This window comes from Maribacter sp. LLG6340-A2 (genome assembly GCF_045057105.1).
Taxonomy (GTDB): domain Bacteria; phylum Bacteroidota; class Bacteroidia; order Flavobacteriales; family Flavobacteriaceae; genus Maribacter.
In genome coordinates, this window is sequence record NZ_CP159332.1 from 3,922,788 (window position 1) to 3,939,324 (window position 16,537).

At 36.7% G+C, this 16,537-nt stretch carries 13 protein-coding genes; 7 read left to right on the forward strand and 6 right to left on the reverse strand.

What is annotated here, in order from left to right:
• Positions 1–2: 2 nt before the first annotated feature.
• Together ABVM52_RS16585 and ABVM52_RS16590 are read left to right on the forward strand one after the other, a co-directional pair.
• Positions 3–2,387, forward strand: coding sequence for a sulfatase-like hydrolase/transferase (locus tag ABVM52_RS16585; RefSeq protein WP_405382190.1), 2,385 nt, complete (start codon positions 3–5; stop codon positions 2,385–2,387).
• Positions 2,387–3,718, forward strand: a complete 1,332-nt coding sequence (locus ABVM52_RS16590) for a YaiO family outer membrane beta-barrel protein (protein WP_405382191.1) — start codon at positions 2,387–2,389, stop codon at positions 3,716–3,718. The genes ABVM52_RS16585 and ABVM52_RS16590 overlap by 1 nt, the downstream gene beginning before the upstream one ends.
• 32 nt (positions 3,719–3,750) lie before the next feature.
• Here ABVM52_RS16590 and ABVM52_RS16595 read toward each other — a convergent pair whose 3' ends face one another.
• Positions 3,751–5,046 carry an interleukin-like EMT inducer domain-containing protein gene (locus ABVM52_RS16595; RefSeq protein WP_405382192.1) on the reverse strand — a complete coding sequence of 432 codons (1,296 nt, stop codon included), beginning with the start codon at positions 5,044–5,046 and terminating at the stop codon, positions 3,751–3,753.
• A 753-nt stretch (positions 5,047–5,799) separates the two neighbouring features.
• Positions 5,800–6,663, reverse strand: a complete 864-nt coding sequence (locus tag ABVM52_RS16600; protein ID WP_405382193.1) for an RNA polymerase sigma factor RpoD/SigA — start codon at positions 6,661–6,663, stop codon at positions 5,800–5,802.
• 172 nt (positions 6,664–6,835) lie between these two features.
• Between ABVM52_RS16600 and ABVM52_RS16605 the strand changes: the two genes are divergently transcribed.
• From ABVM52_RS16605 to ABVM52_RS16620, 4 genes are all read left to right on the forward strand, one after another.
• Positions 6,836–7,345, forward strand: a complete 510-nt coding sequence (locus tag ABVM52_RS16605) for a DUF6155 family protein (protein WP_405382194.1) — start codon at positions 6,836–6,838, stop codon at positions 7,343–7,345.
• Between the two features lies 1 nt (position 7,346).
• Positions 7,347–8,276 (forward strand): 2-hydroxyacid dehydrogenase, encoded by a 930-nt coding sequence (locus ABVM52_RS16610; RefSeq protein WP_405382195.1) that lies wholly within the window; start codon positions 7,347–7,349, stop codon positions 8,274–8,276.
• A gap of 97 nt (positions 8,277–8,373) precedes the next feature.
• Entirely contained in the window at positions 8,374–9,885 is a 1,512-nt protein-coding gene (locus ABVM52_RS16615) for a DEAD/DEAH box helicase (protein ID WP_405382196.1), read from the forward strand.
• Positions 9,886–10,050: 165 nt separating this feature from the next.
• A complete protein-coding gene (locus tag ABVM52_RS16620) occupies positions 10,051–11,289 on the forward strand; it encodes a glycosyltransferase (RefSeq protein ID WP_405382197.1) in 1,239 nt (412 codons plus the stop codon).
• A gap of 213 nt (positions 11,290–11,502) precedes the next feature.
• Here ABVM52_RS16620 and ABVM52_RS16625 read toward each other — a convergent pair whose 3' ends face one another.
• The 3 genes from ABVM52_RS16625 to ABVM52_RS16635 all read right to left on the reverse strand — a co-directional run bounded on the left by ABVM52_RS16625 (position 11,503) and on the right by ABVM52_RS16635 (position 13,625).
• The gene (locus ABVM52_RS16625) at positions 11,503–11,901 is read right to left on the reverse strand and encodes a hypothetical protein (RefSeq protein ID WP_405382198.1); all 399 of its coding nucleotides are present in this window, start codon (positions 11,899–11,901) and stop codon (positions 11,503–11,505) included.
• 167 nt (positions 11,902–12,068) lie between these two features.
• Entirely contained in the window at positions 12,069–12,830 is a 762-nt protein-coding gene (locus ABVM52_RS16630; RefSeq protein WP_405382199.1) for an SDR family NAD(P)-dependent oxidoreductase, read from the reverse strand.
• Positions 12,831–12,896: 66 nt separating this feature from the next.
• Complete coding sequence (locus ABVM52_RS16635; protein WP_405382200.1) at positions 12,897–13,625, reverse strand: phosphatase PAP2 family protein; 729 nt, start codon at positions 13,623–13,625, stop codon at positions 12,897–12,899.
• Between the two features lie 180 nt (positions 13,626–13,805).
• Here ABVM52_RS16635 and ABVM52_RS16640 point away from each other — a divergent pair, with 180 nt between their 5' ends.
• Positions 13,806–14,648 (forward strand): 1,4-dihydroxy-2-naphthoyl-CoA synthase, encoded by an 843-nt coding sequence (locus ABVM52_RS16640; RefSeq protein ID WP_405382201.1) that lies wholly within the window; start codon positions 13,806–13,808, stop codon positions 14,646–14,648.
• Between the two features lie 540 nt (positions 14,649–15,188).
• Here the strand turns inward: ABVM52_RS16640 and ABVM52_RS16645 are convergent.
• A complete protein-coding gene (locus ABVM52_RS16645) occupies positions 15,189–16,520 on the reverse strand; it encodes a serine hydrolase domain-containing protein (RefSeq protein ID WP_405382202.1) in 1,332 nt (443 codons plus the stop codon).
• Positions 16,521–16,537: the final 17 nt, after the last annotated feature.

Here is a 16,537-nt window from a genome sequence, read left to right on the forward strand (position 1 = left end):
AAATGAATACGAGTCAATTAGATAGATATACCTTAAAGCAATATACCAGGCTAATGATATCCTTTTTTGGATGCTTGCTGGTATTAACGCTCTTTCAATACGGTATTCTCTATTTTAAAGGGGTTTTGGATACCATTTGGTCTACTAGCTTGTTAAAGGCGATTATTCATCAAGTTGGGTTTACAGCACTAATGGGTATCATTATGGTTTTTCCGTTTAATTTTTGGGAGAACTTAAGGCCCAGGTATGGATTTAACCTAGTTTTTTCGCTTCTAGGTATCGTTATTATCATAGAGGCCATGCTCATAGGTTATTACTGCACCACCTTGGTGCCATTGGGTTCAGACCTTTTGGGCTATAGTTATTCGGACATTAAAATTACTATTGCCAACTCAGGAGGGCTCATGCTTTCAGTCTATCTATTTATTGGTATTGTCATTTTAATCGCAATATTTTTGGGCCTATATAGGGTTACTTCCAAGTTTTACCACCGTATCAGCAGTATGTATCCCTTTACTATCATATTGTTTAGCTTGTTTCTGGGGTCATTGTTTACGGACGGCAAACCTATCAATCAAAATAAAACACAATATTTGGCCGTAAACCTATATAACAGTAGTACGGAAGACAATAAGTATACCTCCAATGAAGAATATCCGTTAATTAAAAACCCGGCCATTGAGAATGTTCTTGGGGAATACTTTAATTTAAAAGAAGAAAAACCCAACATCGTGTTTATTATGGTAGAGGGTCTTGGGCGCGACTTTATGGGTGAAGGGGCAGAGTATGGCGGATTTACTCCCTTTCTAGATTCTTTAAGTACCCAATCTCTTTATTGGGAAAACTTCTTGAGCAATACCGGTAGAACCTTTGGTGTACTACCGTCTTTGTTGGGTTCCTTGCCTTTTGGCAAAAGTGGTTTTATGGAATTAGATGAATTTCCAAATAAATTAACGCTGTTCAGTGTACTTAAGAATAATGGGTATCATACCTCGTTCTACCAAGGAACCAATAGTTCTTTTGATAAGGTCGATAGATTTTTAAAAAGTGAGAATATTGATTTTGTCCTTGATAAATCAGGATTCGGTATCAATTACCAGCAACAAGCCGAAGATGCGGCCGGTTCTTCATGGGGGTATCCAGATAAGGAACTATTCAAAAAAAGCATCAGCTTGCCACGTGCTGAAAAGCAACCTAGGCTAGAGGTGTATATGACCATTAGTACCCACGAACCTTTTATACCGCCTAACCAAGCGTATTACGAGCAGGAAGTAGGCAAACTGTTGAAAAAAGGAAATTATGATTCTAGGGTAGCCAAGGTTATTGAAAAGAACGATAACGTTTTTGCAACCTTATTGTATACGGATGAGGCTATAAAATGGTTTATGAATACCTATAAATCCCAACCTAATTATGGTAATACTATTTTTGTCATTACGGGAGATCATCGTTTGATCCCAATTCCACAACGCAATAATTTAAGCCGTTTTCATGTACCGTTGGTCATGTATAGTCCAATGCTTAAAAAAACGCGTAAAATGAGTTCGGTATCCTCTCATTTTGATGTTACTCCAACTATTTTATCGATGCTTAAAGGCAAGTATGAAATGAAAATGCCCAAAAAAGTGGCTTGGATGGGCGGGGCCATAGATATGGAAACCTCTTTTAGGTCGATCAAGAATATTCCTTTAATGCGTAATAAAAATGAACTAAAGGAATATATAAGTGGTGATAATCTATATACCGATGGTGATGTAGTGGAACTAGAGGATAATATGAACGTAAGTTCTTCGTTCAGTAGTAGTTCCAAGATTGAATCGCAATTAGAGTCCTTTAAATCCATGAATCATTACGTTACGAGCGAAAATAAAATAATACCGGACAGTTTGGCAATTTTTACCATACAGAAGGAAAAATTTACCGATAGCGAAACAGTTTGGCTCAATAGTGTCTATGATGGAAAGGATTCCGATAAGGGATATTTTAAGGCAAGAGACTTGGCATGGAACAAAAAATGGGACCAAGCCTTACTATTATGTCGTTACAATCTTTCTGAAGCGCCCAGCCATATTGATACAAAAATATTGATGGGTAGGGTAAATTCTTGGAAAGGTAACCATAAAGAAGCCATTAAAATATTAAAGGAATGTATAGCGGTGAACCCCAATTATATTGATTCTTATGCCGCCCTGTTCGATACGTATTATTGGTCCGACCATTTTAAGGACGGACTGGAACTGACCTACGCCGTAGAGGAAAATAGTGCTAGTGCACATGAAATCAAGGATAAAATTGATCGGGCCAGAATGCTTGCCAGAAAGGCTGGTATTAAAGTGGTTTCCAAAACAAAACTGACGGCATCTAATCATATGGCTTTATCCAAATAATGAATAGAATCAGGATACATATAATTCTTTGTCTACTGCTATCATCTATAAGTGGTGTTTACGGGCAAACTACAGATACATCTGAAGGTTATGCCATGAACTACGATAATGCCTATGAATTGGCGTTTGAAGGTAAAACGGCCAAAGCCAGTTCCATTTTGGGTGCATTGAGCAAAGAACAACCAGAGGATACCAAAGTCACTGCATTATGGGCCAGTACATTAAGTTGGAAAGGAAATTATGAAGAAGCCCGAAAGCAATTTAATACCATTCTTAGCACTGAAAAAAACCATAGAGATATTTGGATTTCGGCCATTAAAAATGAACTGTACGCCAAAAATTACGCTACGGCACTAGGCTTGGCCAATAAAGCCTTACTATATATTAAAAAGGATGCGGAACTAGAGCGACTTAAAAATTTATCCATTGAACGTACAGCGGAAATTAACTATCCAGATAAAGGGTGGTATAATGTGGAAAGTAAAATAAGCGCTTTAAGCAAAAAGAAACCTTACAAAATTGATAAAAAGGATGACAAGGTTGCTGAAGCCAATAAGAACAAGGTGATTAGAAAAACCCCGGTTACGGAAGAAATTGAGAAAAATAGGGTAGCTGTAAACAGTTCAGTAACTGTTTTTGACCAACGGTTTGATCCTATAACCTCTTCTAGCATTTCATTTAAGCGACAAACCCAGTTTGGTAGTATAATTCCACGGTTAAACTTTAGTAATCGTCAAGGAAGAAGCGGCCTTCAATATGATATTGATATGTATCCTAAAATTGCAAAAGGGTTCTATGCCTATGTTAATTACGGGTATTCTAGTTCAGAGCTATACCCTAATCATAAGGTTGGTGGAGATATTTATTATAACCATAAGAGTGGTATAGAATTTTCCGGTGGTGGGCGCTTTATTAATTTTGCTACCAGAAATGTTAAATCCATTACCAATTCTCTCGGGTATTATAGAGGCAACTATTATTTTTCTTTACGATCGTACATAACTCCAGGGGAGGAGGCAGAGCTTACTAAAGCTTCTGGAAATATTTTAGTTCGTAAATACTTAAAGGATGCAGAGAATTATATGGGCCTTAATTTTGGAATCGGATTTTCACCGGAATTGAGACAGTTTTCCTCGGGTGACCAATTATTGGCAGAAACCTTATTATATATTGAATCTCAACGATTGAGTTTTGAATACCAATTTACAAGTAAAAACAATCTAAGTGCTTACCGCACCAATGTAGGGGTGTTAAGACAAGAACAGTCATTTGCACCTGGTACTTATTTTTATTCGTTTTCCGCGGGACTGACCTATCAATTCAACTTTTAAATACTGCATAAAAATGCTGCCTTAATCGGTTTTTAGTTTGATGATTTCATGTCGTTGATCCATTTATCGGCATACATGCCATATACAAGTCCCAATTCATTATCCTGTACATATTGCTCGTCTTTTCCTGGGTCAAAATTTACATTATACACATAGACCTTTATTCCGGCTTCCCTTAATTTGAGTAGTAATTTGTTTTGGCTAGCAATCATTCTCCTGGAGAGGCCTACATATTTTACATTGTTTACCTTAAGGAAATTAATTTTGTCTCCCTTTATTTTGAGTAAAGGTTCTTGCGATATCATGGCTTGAATTCCTTCTTCTGAAGCTTTTTCAACGGACATGACACTGAACAATTCCATAATTAAGCGATTCTTGTCTACAAATGCATTGGCAAATGCAATAGGGTCATTGACCTTATCCGTTACTAAAATGGCATCTGGGTGGGTTTTAAACCATGCATTTATTCCCTGCATATCCATAGTGGTATAGTCCCCATAAATTTTTTGTTTCATAAATTGTTCATGGGTAGGAGGTAAGGTTCCTGTATAATCCGTAAATCTGGCCCACATGTTCCAATCATGTGCAGCAACCAAGTGTCCATCAGAAGTACTTATGATATCCAATTCAAACAAACGAAACCCTTTATTATAGTTTTGGTCCAGGGCATCTTTGGTATTGGTAGACTTTACACCGTTTACTTCACCACCGGCATGTGCTATATACCTATCAATATTAGGTTCAAATTCATATTTAATTTTTGGAAAGTAAACTTTTTGTTCCCCTATACTTTCTGGTACGCCAATAGTTTTAGTGATACTGATATCATGAACTTCCTCTATGATGGTTTTATTGAAATTATGCATCACATAGGCCTGTCTACCTTTTAAATTACTTAGTTGCGTAAAACCCAATGTTTGTAAGACTTCGGTAACATCGCCAAGACTGGCTGCGGCAGAGTCATGGGCTAGAATGGCTATAGTGGCCTGATCCGCTATCATTTTTTTCAAAATTGCTATAAATTCTGCGGCCTCATCATTACTTCCATAAGTGTCAAACGTTTTGTACTCAACTTGTTTTGCATTTAAAAAGTGAATTATGGTAAGACCCCGTTCTAAATGCTCTTGCTGAGAAAGGTAATTAAATGAGCTACGCTTCTTTGCATTGAAACTGTGACTGTTTAACGAAATGGTAGAAGTAATAATACTACTTTCTGAAATGGAATTGGTTGTACCTGCCCAACTTTGAACATAAGTAAGAAGCATCACAAATTGTAATACCATGGTTAATCGTATATATAGGGTGGGGTTAGGGCTTATCTTTCTCATTGGTTCATCTATTTTTTGTGTGAACACCTATTGTAAAATGGCTACTTGTTAAACGATAATCGGACATTCATATTGTTAATGAACCGGTCATTAAACAATTACTTTCATTGTTTGGTTTTAGTTGTATTCATTATCTATAAAATGAACTGTTTTATACACTATAATCAATTTAGCACGTAAATGGTTAACTAATCCTCAACTCCAATAATCCTTTTAAAATAAACGGAATATCGATGAAAAACCAAAATCATAGATGAACGACACCGCTCAAATCCCCTATATAGCAAGGGTTGGGAGAGATTTTAATTTGCAAACATCGCTTTTTTGTGGGTTTTACAACAAAAATAAAAAGGTTCACCACAATTTATTGTTGCAGCTGGGTCTACCATCTATATTTACTTCATTGAAATTAATGACCCAAATTAATATTAATTAAACCTACGCACATGCTTTATGACACCTACGGAGAAGAATACCTAGTGTTTCTTCAAGATTTAAATGAAATTTTAAGTTTAAACGAATTAGCAGAATTAGATTACATGTAATCAATTCAAATCAACCAAAAAACCAAGACCAATGGCACATCAAAACCAAGATTTTTCATCCTACCAAAATTTTATACAGGATTTAAATGACATTCTTGTAAACTTTAATATTAATAAATTAACCTATTCATAGGTTATAACCCTGTTAACTAAAAAAAGCGCCCATTGTAAAAATGGGCGCTTTTTTTTATTGGGTAAACTACTAATCTTATCCTAAATATGTCTTTAATAATTTACTTCTAGAGGCATGTCGTAATTTACGAATTGCCTTTTCACGAATTTGACGAACTCGTTCTCTAGTTAAATCAAAGGTCTGTCCGATCTCTGCCAAGGTCATGGACTGTTGGTCGCCAATACCGTAATATAGCTTAACAACATCTGCTTCTCTAGGAGATAGGGTATCTAAAGCCCTATTGATTTCTGTATTCAAAGATTGTCTTAGCAGGGAATTATCCGGTTTAGGGGATTCTCCTGAACGCAATACATCATAAAGGTTAGAATCTTCTCCTTCTCGTAGTGGTGCATCCATAGATACGTGCCTGCCAGAATTCTTTAGACTTTGTTTTACCTCTGATACGGTCATTTCAAGTTCTTTTGCAATTTCCTCTGGGGATGGCGGGCGTTCATGTGCCTGCTCCAAGTAAGAAAATGTTTTCTTGATCTTGTTTATAGAACCTATTTTATTCAGTGGTAAACGTACAACTCTTGATTGTTCTGCCAAAGCTTGTAGAATAGATTGCCTGATCCACCATACCGCATAAGAGATAAACTTAAAACCTCTTGTTTCATCAAATCTTTTTGCCGCCTTTACTAATCCTAAATTTCCTTCGTTTATTAAATCGGGTAATTTTAAACCTTGATTTTGATATTGCTTTGCAACGGATACTACGAACCTTAAATTCGCCGTAGTTAACTTTTCCAAAGCTGATTGACTACCTTCTCTTATCTTTTGTGCTAACTCAACTTCTTCATTTGCGGTAATCAAATCTATTTTACTGATATCTTGCAGGTACTTGTCCAGTGATTTGGATTCACGATTAGTTACCTGCTTAATAATCTTTAGTTGCCTCATATGTGTGTATGGAATTTAGAAGTTATACAAGTTTACAGTATAACACAAATTATTGTCTTTACCAAGTAAACTGCAGTATAGTTCTACAGGATTTATTAGCTTTAACAAAGATTTATGCATTTAGGTCTTTTAGTTCTTATGGTGTATTTTTGAAGTTTTACAGACATTTTTCATGAGTAAAAGGGCCTTAAAAACTTATCTCTCCAAATTGCCCAAAGAAGCGTTGGAAGAACAAATATTGGAACTGTACGGAAAATTTCCTGTTGTAAAGACTTATTATGATTTTGCCTTTAACCCCAAGGAAGATAAATTGGTACAAGAGGCAAAGTCCAAAATTAGCAATGAGTATTTTCCTATTAAACGAAAGCGGCCCAGGGCCAGGCGTTCCATTGCCCAAAAATTTATAAAACACTTTATTAAATTAGGGGTAGAACCCAGTTTAATTGCAGATGTCATGTGTTATAATTTGGAAATAGCCCAAACATTCTCCATGGATAGAAACGTGGCAGATTCTTTTTATAAAAGTATGCTCAACTCTTATAATGAAGTTATTCAGTTTACGGTAAACCAAGGTGTTTTTCCAGAGTTTAGAACCCGTATTTTAAAAATTTATAAAGAAACACAACAACAAAAATGGCCGTTTGAAGAAGATTTTTCAAAGGCCTTGGATAGTATAGAATAGTATGGCAATAGTAATCATCCGTCAAGATAAAAAAATAGACCTTTGGAAGAATGCATTGAAAAAAGCGGACAATTCTTTAAAAGTATATAGCTATTTGGAAGAACACCCTAAAGAGGAGATTACCATGGCTATAATTTGGAAACACCCTGCCGGTTCGCTTACCGGATATCCTAACCTAAAATGTATTGCGTCTGCAGGAGCAGGAGTGGATTATATTTTTGAAGATCCTACCCGTCCTACAAATGTGCCCATTACAAGAATTGTTGACCCCTTGTTGGCAAGCGACATGTCTGAACATGTTTTAGCGGTAATACTGGCCCATATCAAGAATTTAAATACATACAAACAGCAACAAATAAAAAGTCTGTGGAATCCTTTGGAATACAGTCGTATTAAAGATACTACAGTGGGTATCTTAGGTCTTGGCGAACTAGGAGCACTGACCGCCCAGGATTTGGCCAACGTAGGTTTTCAAGTTCAAGGTTGGAGCAGAAGCAAGAAATCTTTGGATCAAGTAACCACCTTTGCAGGGAAAGAAGAACTTAAAACATTCCTTTCCTCAACACAAATATTGGTCTGTCTATTACCCTTAACACCAGAGACAAAAGGTTTTTTGAACAAAGACCTACTAGGGCAATTGCCCCAAGGAGCCTTTCTTGTAAATGTAGCCCGTGGTGGTCATTTGGTAGATGGCGATTTGTTAATGCTATTGGATAACGGACATTTGTCCGGTGCTTGCTTAGATGTTTATCATACGGAACCCTTGCCAGAGGCCCATCCTTTCTGGAACCACCCTAAAGTACATATGACCCCACATTATGCAAGTGTATCGGATACCAATTCCGTAGTGCCACAATTGGTAGAAAACTACCGTAGAATCCAAAATGAAGAGGAACTAATGAATAGGGTAGACATGGAAAAGGGCTATTAATATTTCGTATTTCAAGATTAATATTTCTTTTACCCATAAAAATCACATAATTTTATAAGGTTTTTGCATTATTAACCTATTAACGCCTACAACCCTTTTGAAGCTACAAAAAGAAACTACGGAAAAAACCTTGTACGATTATCAAGAGGACGATCTAAATAGCATCTTTACCTTTTTAGACGAGAACAAGGATAATGCTAACCTTTTGTATCAACTGCCTACTGGTGGAGGAAAAACGGTTGTGTTTTCCGAAATAGCCAAAAGGTATATTGAAAAAACCAAGAAAAAGGTCATTGTTCTAACCCACCGAATTGAATTAAGCTTACAGACGTCCAGAATGCTAAAAGGCTTTGGGGTCAAGAACAAGATTATAAATAGTGAGGTAAAAGAGTGGCACGACCAAAATGAATACATGTGTTTTGTAGCCATGGTTGAAACCTTGAACAATAGGCTTCAAGAAGAAAAAATAGAGATCAATAATATTGGCTTGGTCATCATAGATGAGGCGCATTACAATTCATTTAGAAAACTTTTCAAGTATTTTAAGGAAAGTGTGATAATAGGTGTTACTGCAACACCATTAAGCTCCAATATTAAATTGCCCATGAAGGACAACTATAAAAAGTTGATCGTGGGGGAGTCCATAGAATCCTTGATCCAGAAAAAGTTTTTGGCCAAGGCCAATATGTACAATTATGATGTTAGCCTACAGACCCTAAAATTGGGTATTAGTGGTGACTATACCGTAAAATCATCAGATGAGCTGTATGGGAACCATAATATGCTAAACAAGCTTGTATCGGCCTATAATGATATTGCAAAAGGTACCAAAACCCTTATTTTCAATAACGGTATCAATACCTCTAGATATGTTTGCGAGACCTTTAAAAAAGCAGGGTACAATATTCGGCATTTGGATAATAAGAACAGTGCCGGTGAGCGTAGAGAAATATTGCAATGGTTCAAGGAAACACCAGATGCCATTTTAACTTCTGTAAGTATTCTTACCACTGGCTTTGATGAACCCAGTGTAGAAACCATTATACTGAACAGGGCAACAAGGTCATTGACACTTTATTTTCAAATGATCGGTCGTGGTTCTCGCTACTTACCCAATAAGCAGGAGTTTAACGTTATTGACATGGGAAATAATGTCGCCCGTTTTGGCTTGTGGAATGCAGGTATCGATTGGCAGGAAATTTTTCATTTTCCTGATTTTTACCTGGAAAACATCAAGAATGACGAGGAAATTGAGCGTGAATTCGTTTATGAAATGCCCCCTGAACTACGAGCGGAATTTGCTAAATCTACCGATATAGATTTTGATATTAAAGCGGAATATAAAAAAAGCTTTGCCAATGGTGAAAAATCCAAATTGGTGTTGGAGAAAAGTATAGAACAGCATGCCAAAATTTGTGTTGAAAATTCTGAAGATGTTTTTGATGCCCGTATTCTCGCTAAAAAGCTAAAAGAGGAAATTAAATACCGTGTTCGTCAATATTCCTATTGTATTATGAACAATACAAAAAATTATAAGGAATGGCTAGAAGAGGATTATGAGCGTAAATTGCGTTCTAAGATTTCCAAAATGTTTGCCGCTAAAATGTAGTGTTAAAAAGTAACAGATTGCTTCCGCGTAAAAGCTTCTCGCAATAACAGTTTTCAAAAGCATCTAAATATGGTTAATTAAAACTGCTTATTGCTAACTATTAAAAGTTAACTGATTTTCATTTTCTTTGTATTTTAAAGACACCGTCCAGATAACATCAACCTCTTGAACAATCAAAAATCCTTACTTGTAATCGCCTTGGTTTGGCCAGAACCTGCTTCTACGGCCGCCGGTGTGCGCATGATTCAATTATTAAAGGTTTTTAAGGAGGATGGATACAAAATCACCATAGCTTCTGCAGCATCAAAGTCTCAACATTCAGCAGATTTAACATCTTACGGATATGACACCAAGGAAATTAAAATGAACGATAGTTCGTTCGATGCTTTTGTATCTATCTTGAATCCGGATGTAGTCCTGTTCGATAGATTTTTGACCGAGGAACAATTTGGTTGGCGCGTGGCGGAACAGTGTCCGAATGCTTTGCGAATATTGGATACCGAAGATTTGCACTCACTAAGACATGTGCGGGAAACTTGTTTTAAAAAGGGAATTGCGTTTACGACCGATGCGTGGTTACAGGACGATAAAACCAAACGGGAAATAGCCAGTATTTATCGATGCGACCTTTCATTGATTATTTCAAGCTATGAGCTTGAATTGTTGACCAATGTTATCAATATTGACAAAAGTCTACTTTTGTTACTTCCGTTTATGTTACCGGAATTACCTCAAGACCCAAAATGGAAGATCTTTGAGCAGCGATTGGATTTTCTATTTATTGGAGGCGGTAAACATTCCCCTAACATAGATGCCATAAAATGTTTAAAACATACTATTTGGCCCTTGCTTCATGAACGTTTACCAGAGGCAAAACTGCATATTTATGGTGCTTATTTACCACAACAGGTTTTAGAAATGCACAATCCAAAAGAAGGGTTTTTTGTAAAGGGTAGGGCTGCCAATGTCAATGAAGTTATGTCCTCCGCAAAAGTTTGTTTGGCACCCATACGTTTTGGGGCGGGGATAAAGGGGAAATTAGTAGCTGCCATGAGTAATGGCACACCTAGTGTTACTACAACCATTGGTGCAGAAGGCATGTACGGTATTTTGGTTTGGAACGGTTATATTGAAAATGACCATACCGCTTTTGTAGAAGCAGCAGAACGTTTATATACCTCACTTAATGCTTGGAATAAAGCTCAGGAACAGGGTAAAACACTGATTAATACGCTATATTCCAACAAAAGTCTGACTCATATTTTACTACAGACCATTGCGGAGCTTAAAGCTTCTTTACAAAAGCACCGTACCCAAAATTTTATAGGTAGCTTATTACAGCAGCAATCCATGAGTGCAACAAAATTCATGGGTAAATGGATTGAGGAGAAGAATAGGGGCTGATGGTTTTATTATGTATTTCTGCAACTAATTTTGCATAAATTAATTAAATCCAGAACACTTTGTAACGTAGGTAAGTACTAGCAAAACATCATTATGGCAACAAAATTTATATTGGGGTAGTTTCCCAAAGTACATTGTTAATTTGTTGCTGTCAAGTGCATAGTATTTTGTTTAATAATGTTGCGGCTAAGCTTATTGTTTAGTTTATTTTTTTCAGATGTTGTGAATTCGTCCTTTTAGTTTTTTACGATTGAAAGAACTGACTCTTACTTGGTCTTGTTTTTTTATAATTCCATATGCAATCACTGGTACAAGTAAAAATCCGCCAACAATTATAATCATGTAATGATTACGACTTCCAGAGAATATAGGACTAACAAATAAAAACATAAGTGGCGTACCAATTAAGAAAATAATTCCAGCACCAATTTTTGCTAAGTTCGATTCTTTTGCGATTAACTCGTCTACGCTAAATTCCTTTGTCCGTCCGCAATTTTTGCAAGTCAGTTTTTTAGTTTCTCCATCTTGCATTGCAAATTCCACTCGAGTATTTGCACTAGTTGAATATCCTATTTCATTATCACATTGAGGGCATTTTCCGTATACTTTCATTGATGCTAAATGGTCTTTTGAAATGTTTTAAAAACATATAATTATCGTAAGTAAGTGTAGAATGCATATATAAATTAAAGTATACTATAAAATAGTTGTAAATCCTATATAACACACTTAAAACATACCCTTACAAAGTCAACAGCCCCAGGATTAGTTGGCGAGCTTTACAACATTATTCCCCCAGAGGCCTCAATGCGCTGACCGTTGATCCAACGTGCATCCTCAGTACATAAAAACGCTACAATACCGCCTATATCCTCGGGTTCGCCTACACGGCCCAAAGCGGTATTTTGACTGATCAATGCTCTTTTTTTCTCATTCTCCTTATTTTCACCACCTCCAAAATCTGTAGCTACGGCACCTGGGGCAACAACATTGGCCCTGATTTTTTTATTGGATAATTCCATTGCCAAATATCTGGTAAATACATCTACAGCGCCTTTCATACTAGCATATGCAGATGACCCAGGTAATGAAAAGCGGGCCAATCCTGAAGATATATTTATAATTCCGCCACCATTGGCCAATAATGGAACGGCGTGTTGGGTAAGGAAATACACACCTTTTATGTGAATATTCATCATTTCATCAAAATCACTTTCGGTGGTTTCAAGAAATGGTTTATAAATACCGGTACCTGCATTGTTGATTAAATAATCAAACACTGGTTTACTATAAGTCTCTTCTAAGTATGTTCTTATTTCTTTAAAAAAAGCATCAAAACTATTTACATTACGGGTATCTAATTGTATGGCCATGGCCTTTTGTCCCATTTCTTCAATAGCGCGTACCGTATTCATTGCTGCATCTTGGTTAGCGTGGTAGGTTAGTATAACATCCAAACCTTTTTCCGCAATACGTAGGGCCATCTCTTTTCCCAGTCCTCTACTGCCTCCTGTAACCAATGCTAATTTTCGCTTTTCCATACCCAAATTTTTATCAGAATAAAGGTAATGATATCAAACCATAAGCGCTAAATCAAACTTAATTTTTTAAGTCTTTGGGTCTCTTTTGAACAGTTCTATCAAATCGAACACTAAAACACAGAAAATCACCCAAATGGCACCGGCAATAAATCCACCGGCAATATCAGAAGGGAAATGAACTCCCAAGTATATTCTACTAATCCCTATACTTAAAATTATAAGTGCTAAAATGAACATAAGTAAAACCTTGAACACTTTTTGTATGTTAAACTTATACATCAAGAACATTAAAAACCCATAAAAGGCCATTGCGCTCATGGCGTGACCACTAGGATAACTTAACGTCTCTACGGAAACCAAATGTTCTATACCAGGGCGCGCACGGTCAATAAACCGTTTTAACATCATGTTGCTAACCGTTGCCAAACCTAATACCAAAGTGGCCTGTATTACATATTTCCAACGTTTAAAAACCAAAAGTGACAATAAAAGAAAAATTCCCAGAACTATCAGGTAGCCGTTAAAATCCCCTACATCTGTCATAAATATAAAATACTTGGTCAGTGCCGGAGAACGGTAGGAAATAATGTAATCCGTGATTTTTGTATCATACGTAGCCAAGGTTTCGGTTTTCAAGGTGTCCGTAAGTTCAATAAATAGGTTAATGCCACCTACTACTAAAACTAGGGCAACCAACACGGTAATGACGTAAGGCAAGGTCGTGTTATATTGATGTAATTTTTTTGCTAAAAATTCTCGTAGCGTCTTTATAAATGTAAATAGTGACTGCTTCATGATACCGATTATAAGTCCGTAAACTTAGGAGTATTTCCTTAAAACTAATAGTACAATGCCATGGATAAATAACTCTTTTACGTCCTTACTAGTTTTTTAAATTGGTCTACGGGTACAGGAATTTTGGGTGGGTATGCGGCTAAGCCTTATCTTTATATCATTAAAAATCTATTTTAAATTATGAGTTCACCTAATTGGAAAACCGCTATTGAATTTGATGATATTACCTATAAAAAATGTGATGGTGTTGCACGTATTGCATTTAACAGACCTAATGTCCGTAACGCTTTTAGGCCACATACCACAAGTGAGCTGATCAAGGCTTTCTATGATGCACAGGAAGACACCTCTATTGGAGTGGTTTTATTGTCGGCCGAAGGACCTTCCACAAAAGATGGTATTTGGTCTTTTTGCAGCGGTGGTGATCAAAAGGCTAGGGGAGAGAAGGGTTATGTTGGTGCCGATGGACAACATCGTTTAAATATTCTGGAAGTACAGCGTATGATACGTTTTATGCCCAAAGTAGTCATAGCGGTAGTACCGGGTTGGGCCGTGGGTGGCGGACACAGTCTACATGTAGTTTGTGATATGACCTTGGCCAGCAAGGAACATGCTATTTTTAAACAGACAGATGCCGATGTAACTAGTTTTGATGGAGGCTATGGTTCCGCCTATTTGGCAAAGATGGTGGGACAGAAAAAAGCTAGGGAAATATTCTTTTTAGGAAGAAACTATTCTGCACAGGATGCTTTTGAAATGGGAATGGTAAATGCCGTAATCCCCCATGAGGAATTGGAAGATACCGCCTATCAGTGGGCACAAGAGGTTCTGGAAAAATCGCCTACCTCTATTAAAATGTTGAAATTCTCCATGAACCTTACAGATGATGGAATGGTGGGGCAGCAAGTATTTGCAGGTGAAGCTACACGCTTGGCCTATATGACAGAAGAAGCAAAAGAGGGTAGAAATGCTTTTCTTGAAAAACGTAAGCCCGATTTCGGAAAAGATAATTGGCTACCGTAGGTTCGTTGATGGTTGTCCTTTGATGGTTGTCCTTTGATGGTTGTCCTTTGATGGTTGTCCTTTGATGGTTGTCCGTTGATGGTTGTCCGTTGATGGTTGTCCGTTGATGGTTGTCCGTTGATGGTTGTCCGTTGATAGTTGTCCGTTGAATTAAAAAAGCTCATTTTTTCTAAAAAAAAATGAACTTTTTTAGGCTGAAGGTCTCTTTACTCTTTACTCTATACTCTATACTCTATACTCTATACTCTTTACTCTTTACTCTTTACTCTATACTCTGTACTCTGTACTCTGTACTTAATACTTAATAAACTAAACTGAAAATCAAAATACCATAAACTAAAAAGAGTCTAATCATTTGAAGATTAGACTCTTTTACGAGAACACTATATGAAAATGAAAATTTTATTTTGTTTTAATTACACTGTAAATGTAAATAGGATACCTAGTTTTTAGAAACTATTGTTGCCACACAAGAGGATTTTGTTGTGAAATGCTTTAAAAATGTGGTTTTAAGTGATAAAAATTAATTTTTTGGGCTTTTTATGGAATAGCCATTAAAATTTCTGAAAGTAACATATTGAATTGTTCATCGGTTTGTTCTTCTAATCCGGTGCGGACTACCACCATATCCTTGGAAGGAATAATAAATACACGTTGACCTTGGAATCCGTTAGCCGAGTATACACTAGTTGGTATATCAGGAAAGCGCCCCCCTGCATTCAACCAGAAATGACCTCCATATTTGCCATCGGAATTTTTAGTAGGTGTTGTTATATATTCTACCCAATCTTTAGAAAACAGCTGATCACCGTTCCAGTTGCCATTATGTAAGTATAACAATCCAAATTTGGCCCAATCACGGGTCGTTGCCCACGCATAGGAAGAACCCACATAGTTGCCCAGCAAATCGGTTTCTATCAACATGGAGTGCATGCCGATTCTATCAATAAGTGATGCATAAGGAAAATCCAGATAGGATTGATGGTCATTAAAATGATCACGTAGAATTCCTGATAAGAGATTACTGGTACCCGATGAATAATTCCAAACTTGACCAGGTGGTGCTATTAAATTGTTTTTACGTTGTGCAAGGGTCATATCAGCATCCAAGAACAGCATTTTTGTTACATCGGATATCTTAAAATAATCCTCATCCCATGCCAGTCCGCTTTGCATACGCAACAGGTTGTTTATGGTTATTGTATTTCTATCGTCATTTTTCCATTCGTCTATAGGTGCTTTGGCATTGATATCAATTTTCCCCTGATGCTGTAAAATGCCGTATAATGTTGCCAAAACACTTTTGGTCATGGACCATCCCAAAATAGGTGTGTCCTTGGTAAAGCCCGCTATATATCTTTCACCTATAATTTGATCTTTGTACACCACTAACAACGTTCTAGTTTTTTCCTCAGGATTATTTAAGGCGTTATTAAAAGCAACTTCTATTTGGTCATAATCCACATTGGGCAAAAGAGTATCTACAAGGCCGTTGTTTCCGTATGGAAAGGGTAATGTATCATTTTCTATTTTTCTATTAGGAACTTTATCAAAGGCATGCTCAGAAAAATCTTTATTGGTCAAAACAGCCCCAAGTCCTTCTTTATAAGATGCCGTTCTTGTCATTAAACCAAATACATTGGCACTTGCGGTTTGTTCTTGTTCAGAAACCGATGAGCCGGCGAGCTTAATAAGCGGCATATCATGGTCAACAAATTGCACATCTTCTGCATTTCTACCAGCAACATATACATTGGACGCCATATTTTTGGATGCATACCCAGAGATAAGATTCAGCTTTGGATAATTAAAGTAAACTAATAAGACAGCCCCTATCAATGTAACTCCTAGAAGTATTTTTATTTTTCGCATACGTAAATTTTCAATTT

Bases quoted from the DNA above. Each gene is read 5' to 3' on its own strand.
- ABVM52_RS16585 (WP_405382190.1), top strand. From the start codon at position 3: ATGAATACGAGTCAATTAGATAGATATACCTTAAAGCAATATACCAGG.
- ABVM52_RS16590 (WP_405382191.1), top strand. From the start codon at position 2,387: ATGAATAGAATCAGGATACATATAATTCTTTGTCTACTGCTATCATCT.
- ABVM52_RS16595 (WP_405382192.1), bottom strand. From the start codon at position 5,046: ATGAGAAAGATAAGCCCTAACCCCACCCTATATATACGATTAACCATG.
- ABVM52_RS16600 (WP_405382193.1), bottom strand. From the start codon at position 6,663: ATGAGGCAACTAAAGATTATTAAGCAGGTAACTAATCGTGAATCCAAA.
- ABVM52_RS16605 (WP_405382194.1), top strand. From the start codon at position 6,836: ATGAGTAAAAGGGCCTTAAAAACTTATCTCTCCAAATTGCCCAAAGAA.
- ABVM52_RS16610 (WP_405382195.1), top strand. From the start codon at position 7,347: ATGGCAATAGTAATCATCCGTCAAGATAAAAAAATAGACCTTTGGAAG.
- ABVM52_RS16625 (WP_405382198.1), bottom strand. From the start codon at position 11,901: ATGAAAGTATACGGAAAATGCCCTCAATGTGATAATGAAATAGGATAT.
- ABVM52_RS16630 (WP_405382199.1), bottom strand. From the start codon at position 12,830: ATGGAAAAGCGAAAATTAGCATTGGTTACAGGAGGCAGTAGAGGACTG.
- ABVM52_RS16635 (WP_405382200.1), bottom strand. From the start codon at position 13,625: ATGAAGCAGTCACTATTTACATTTATAAAGACGCTACGAGAATTTTTA.
- ABVM52_RS16640 (WP_405382201.1), top strand. From the start codon at position 13,806: ATGAGTTCACCTAATTGGAAAACCGCTATTGAATTTGATGATATTACC.
- ABVM52_RS16645 (WP_405382202.1), bottom strand. From the start codon at position 16,520: ATGCGAAAAATAAAAATACTTCTAGGAGTTACATTGATAGGGGCTGTC.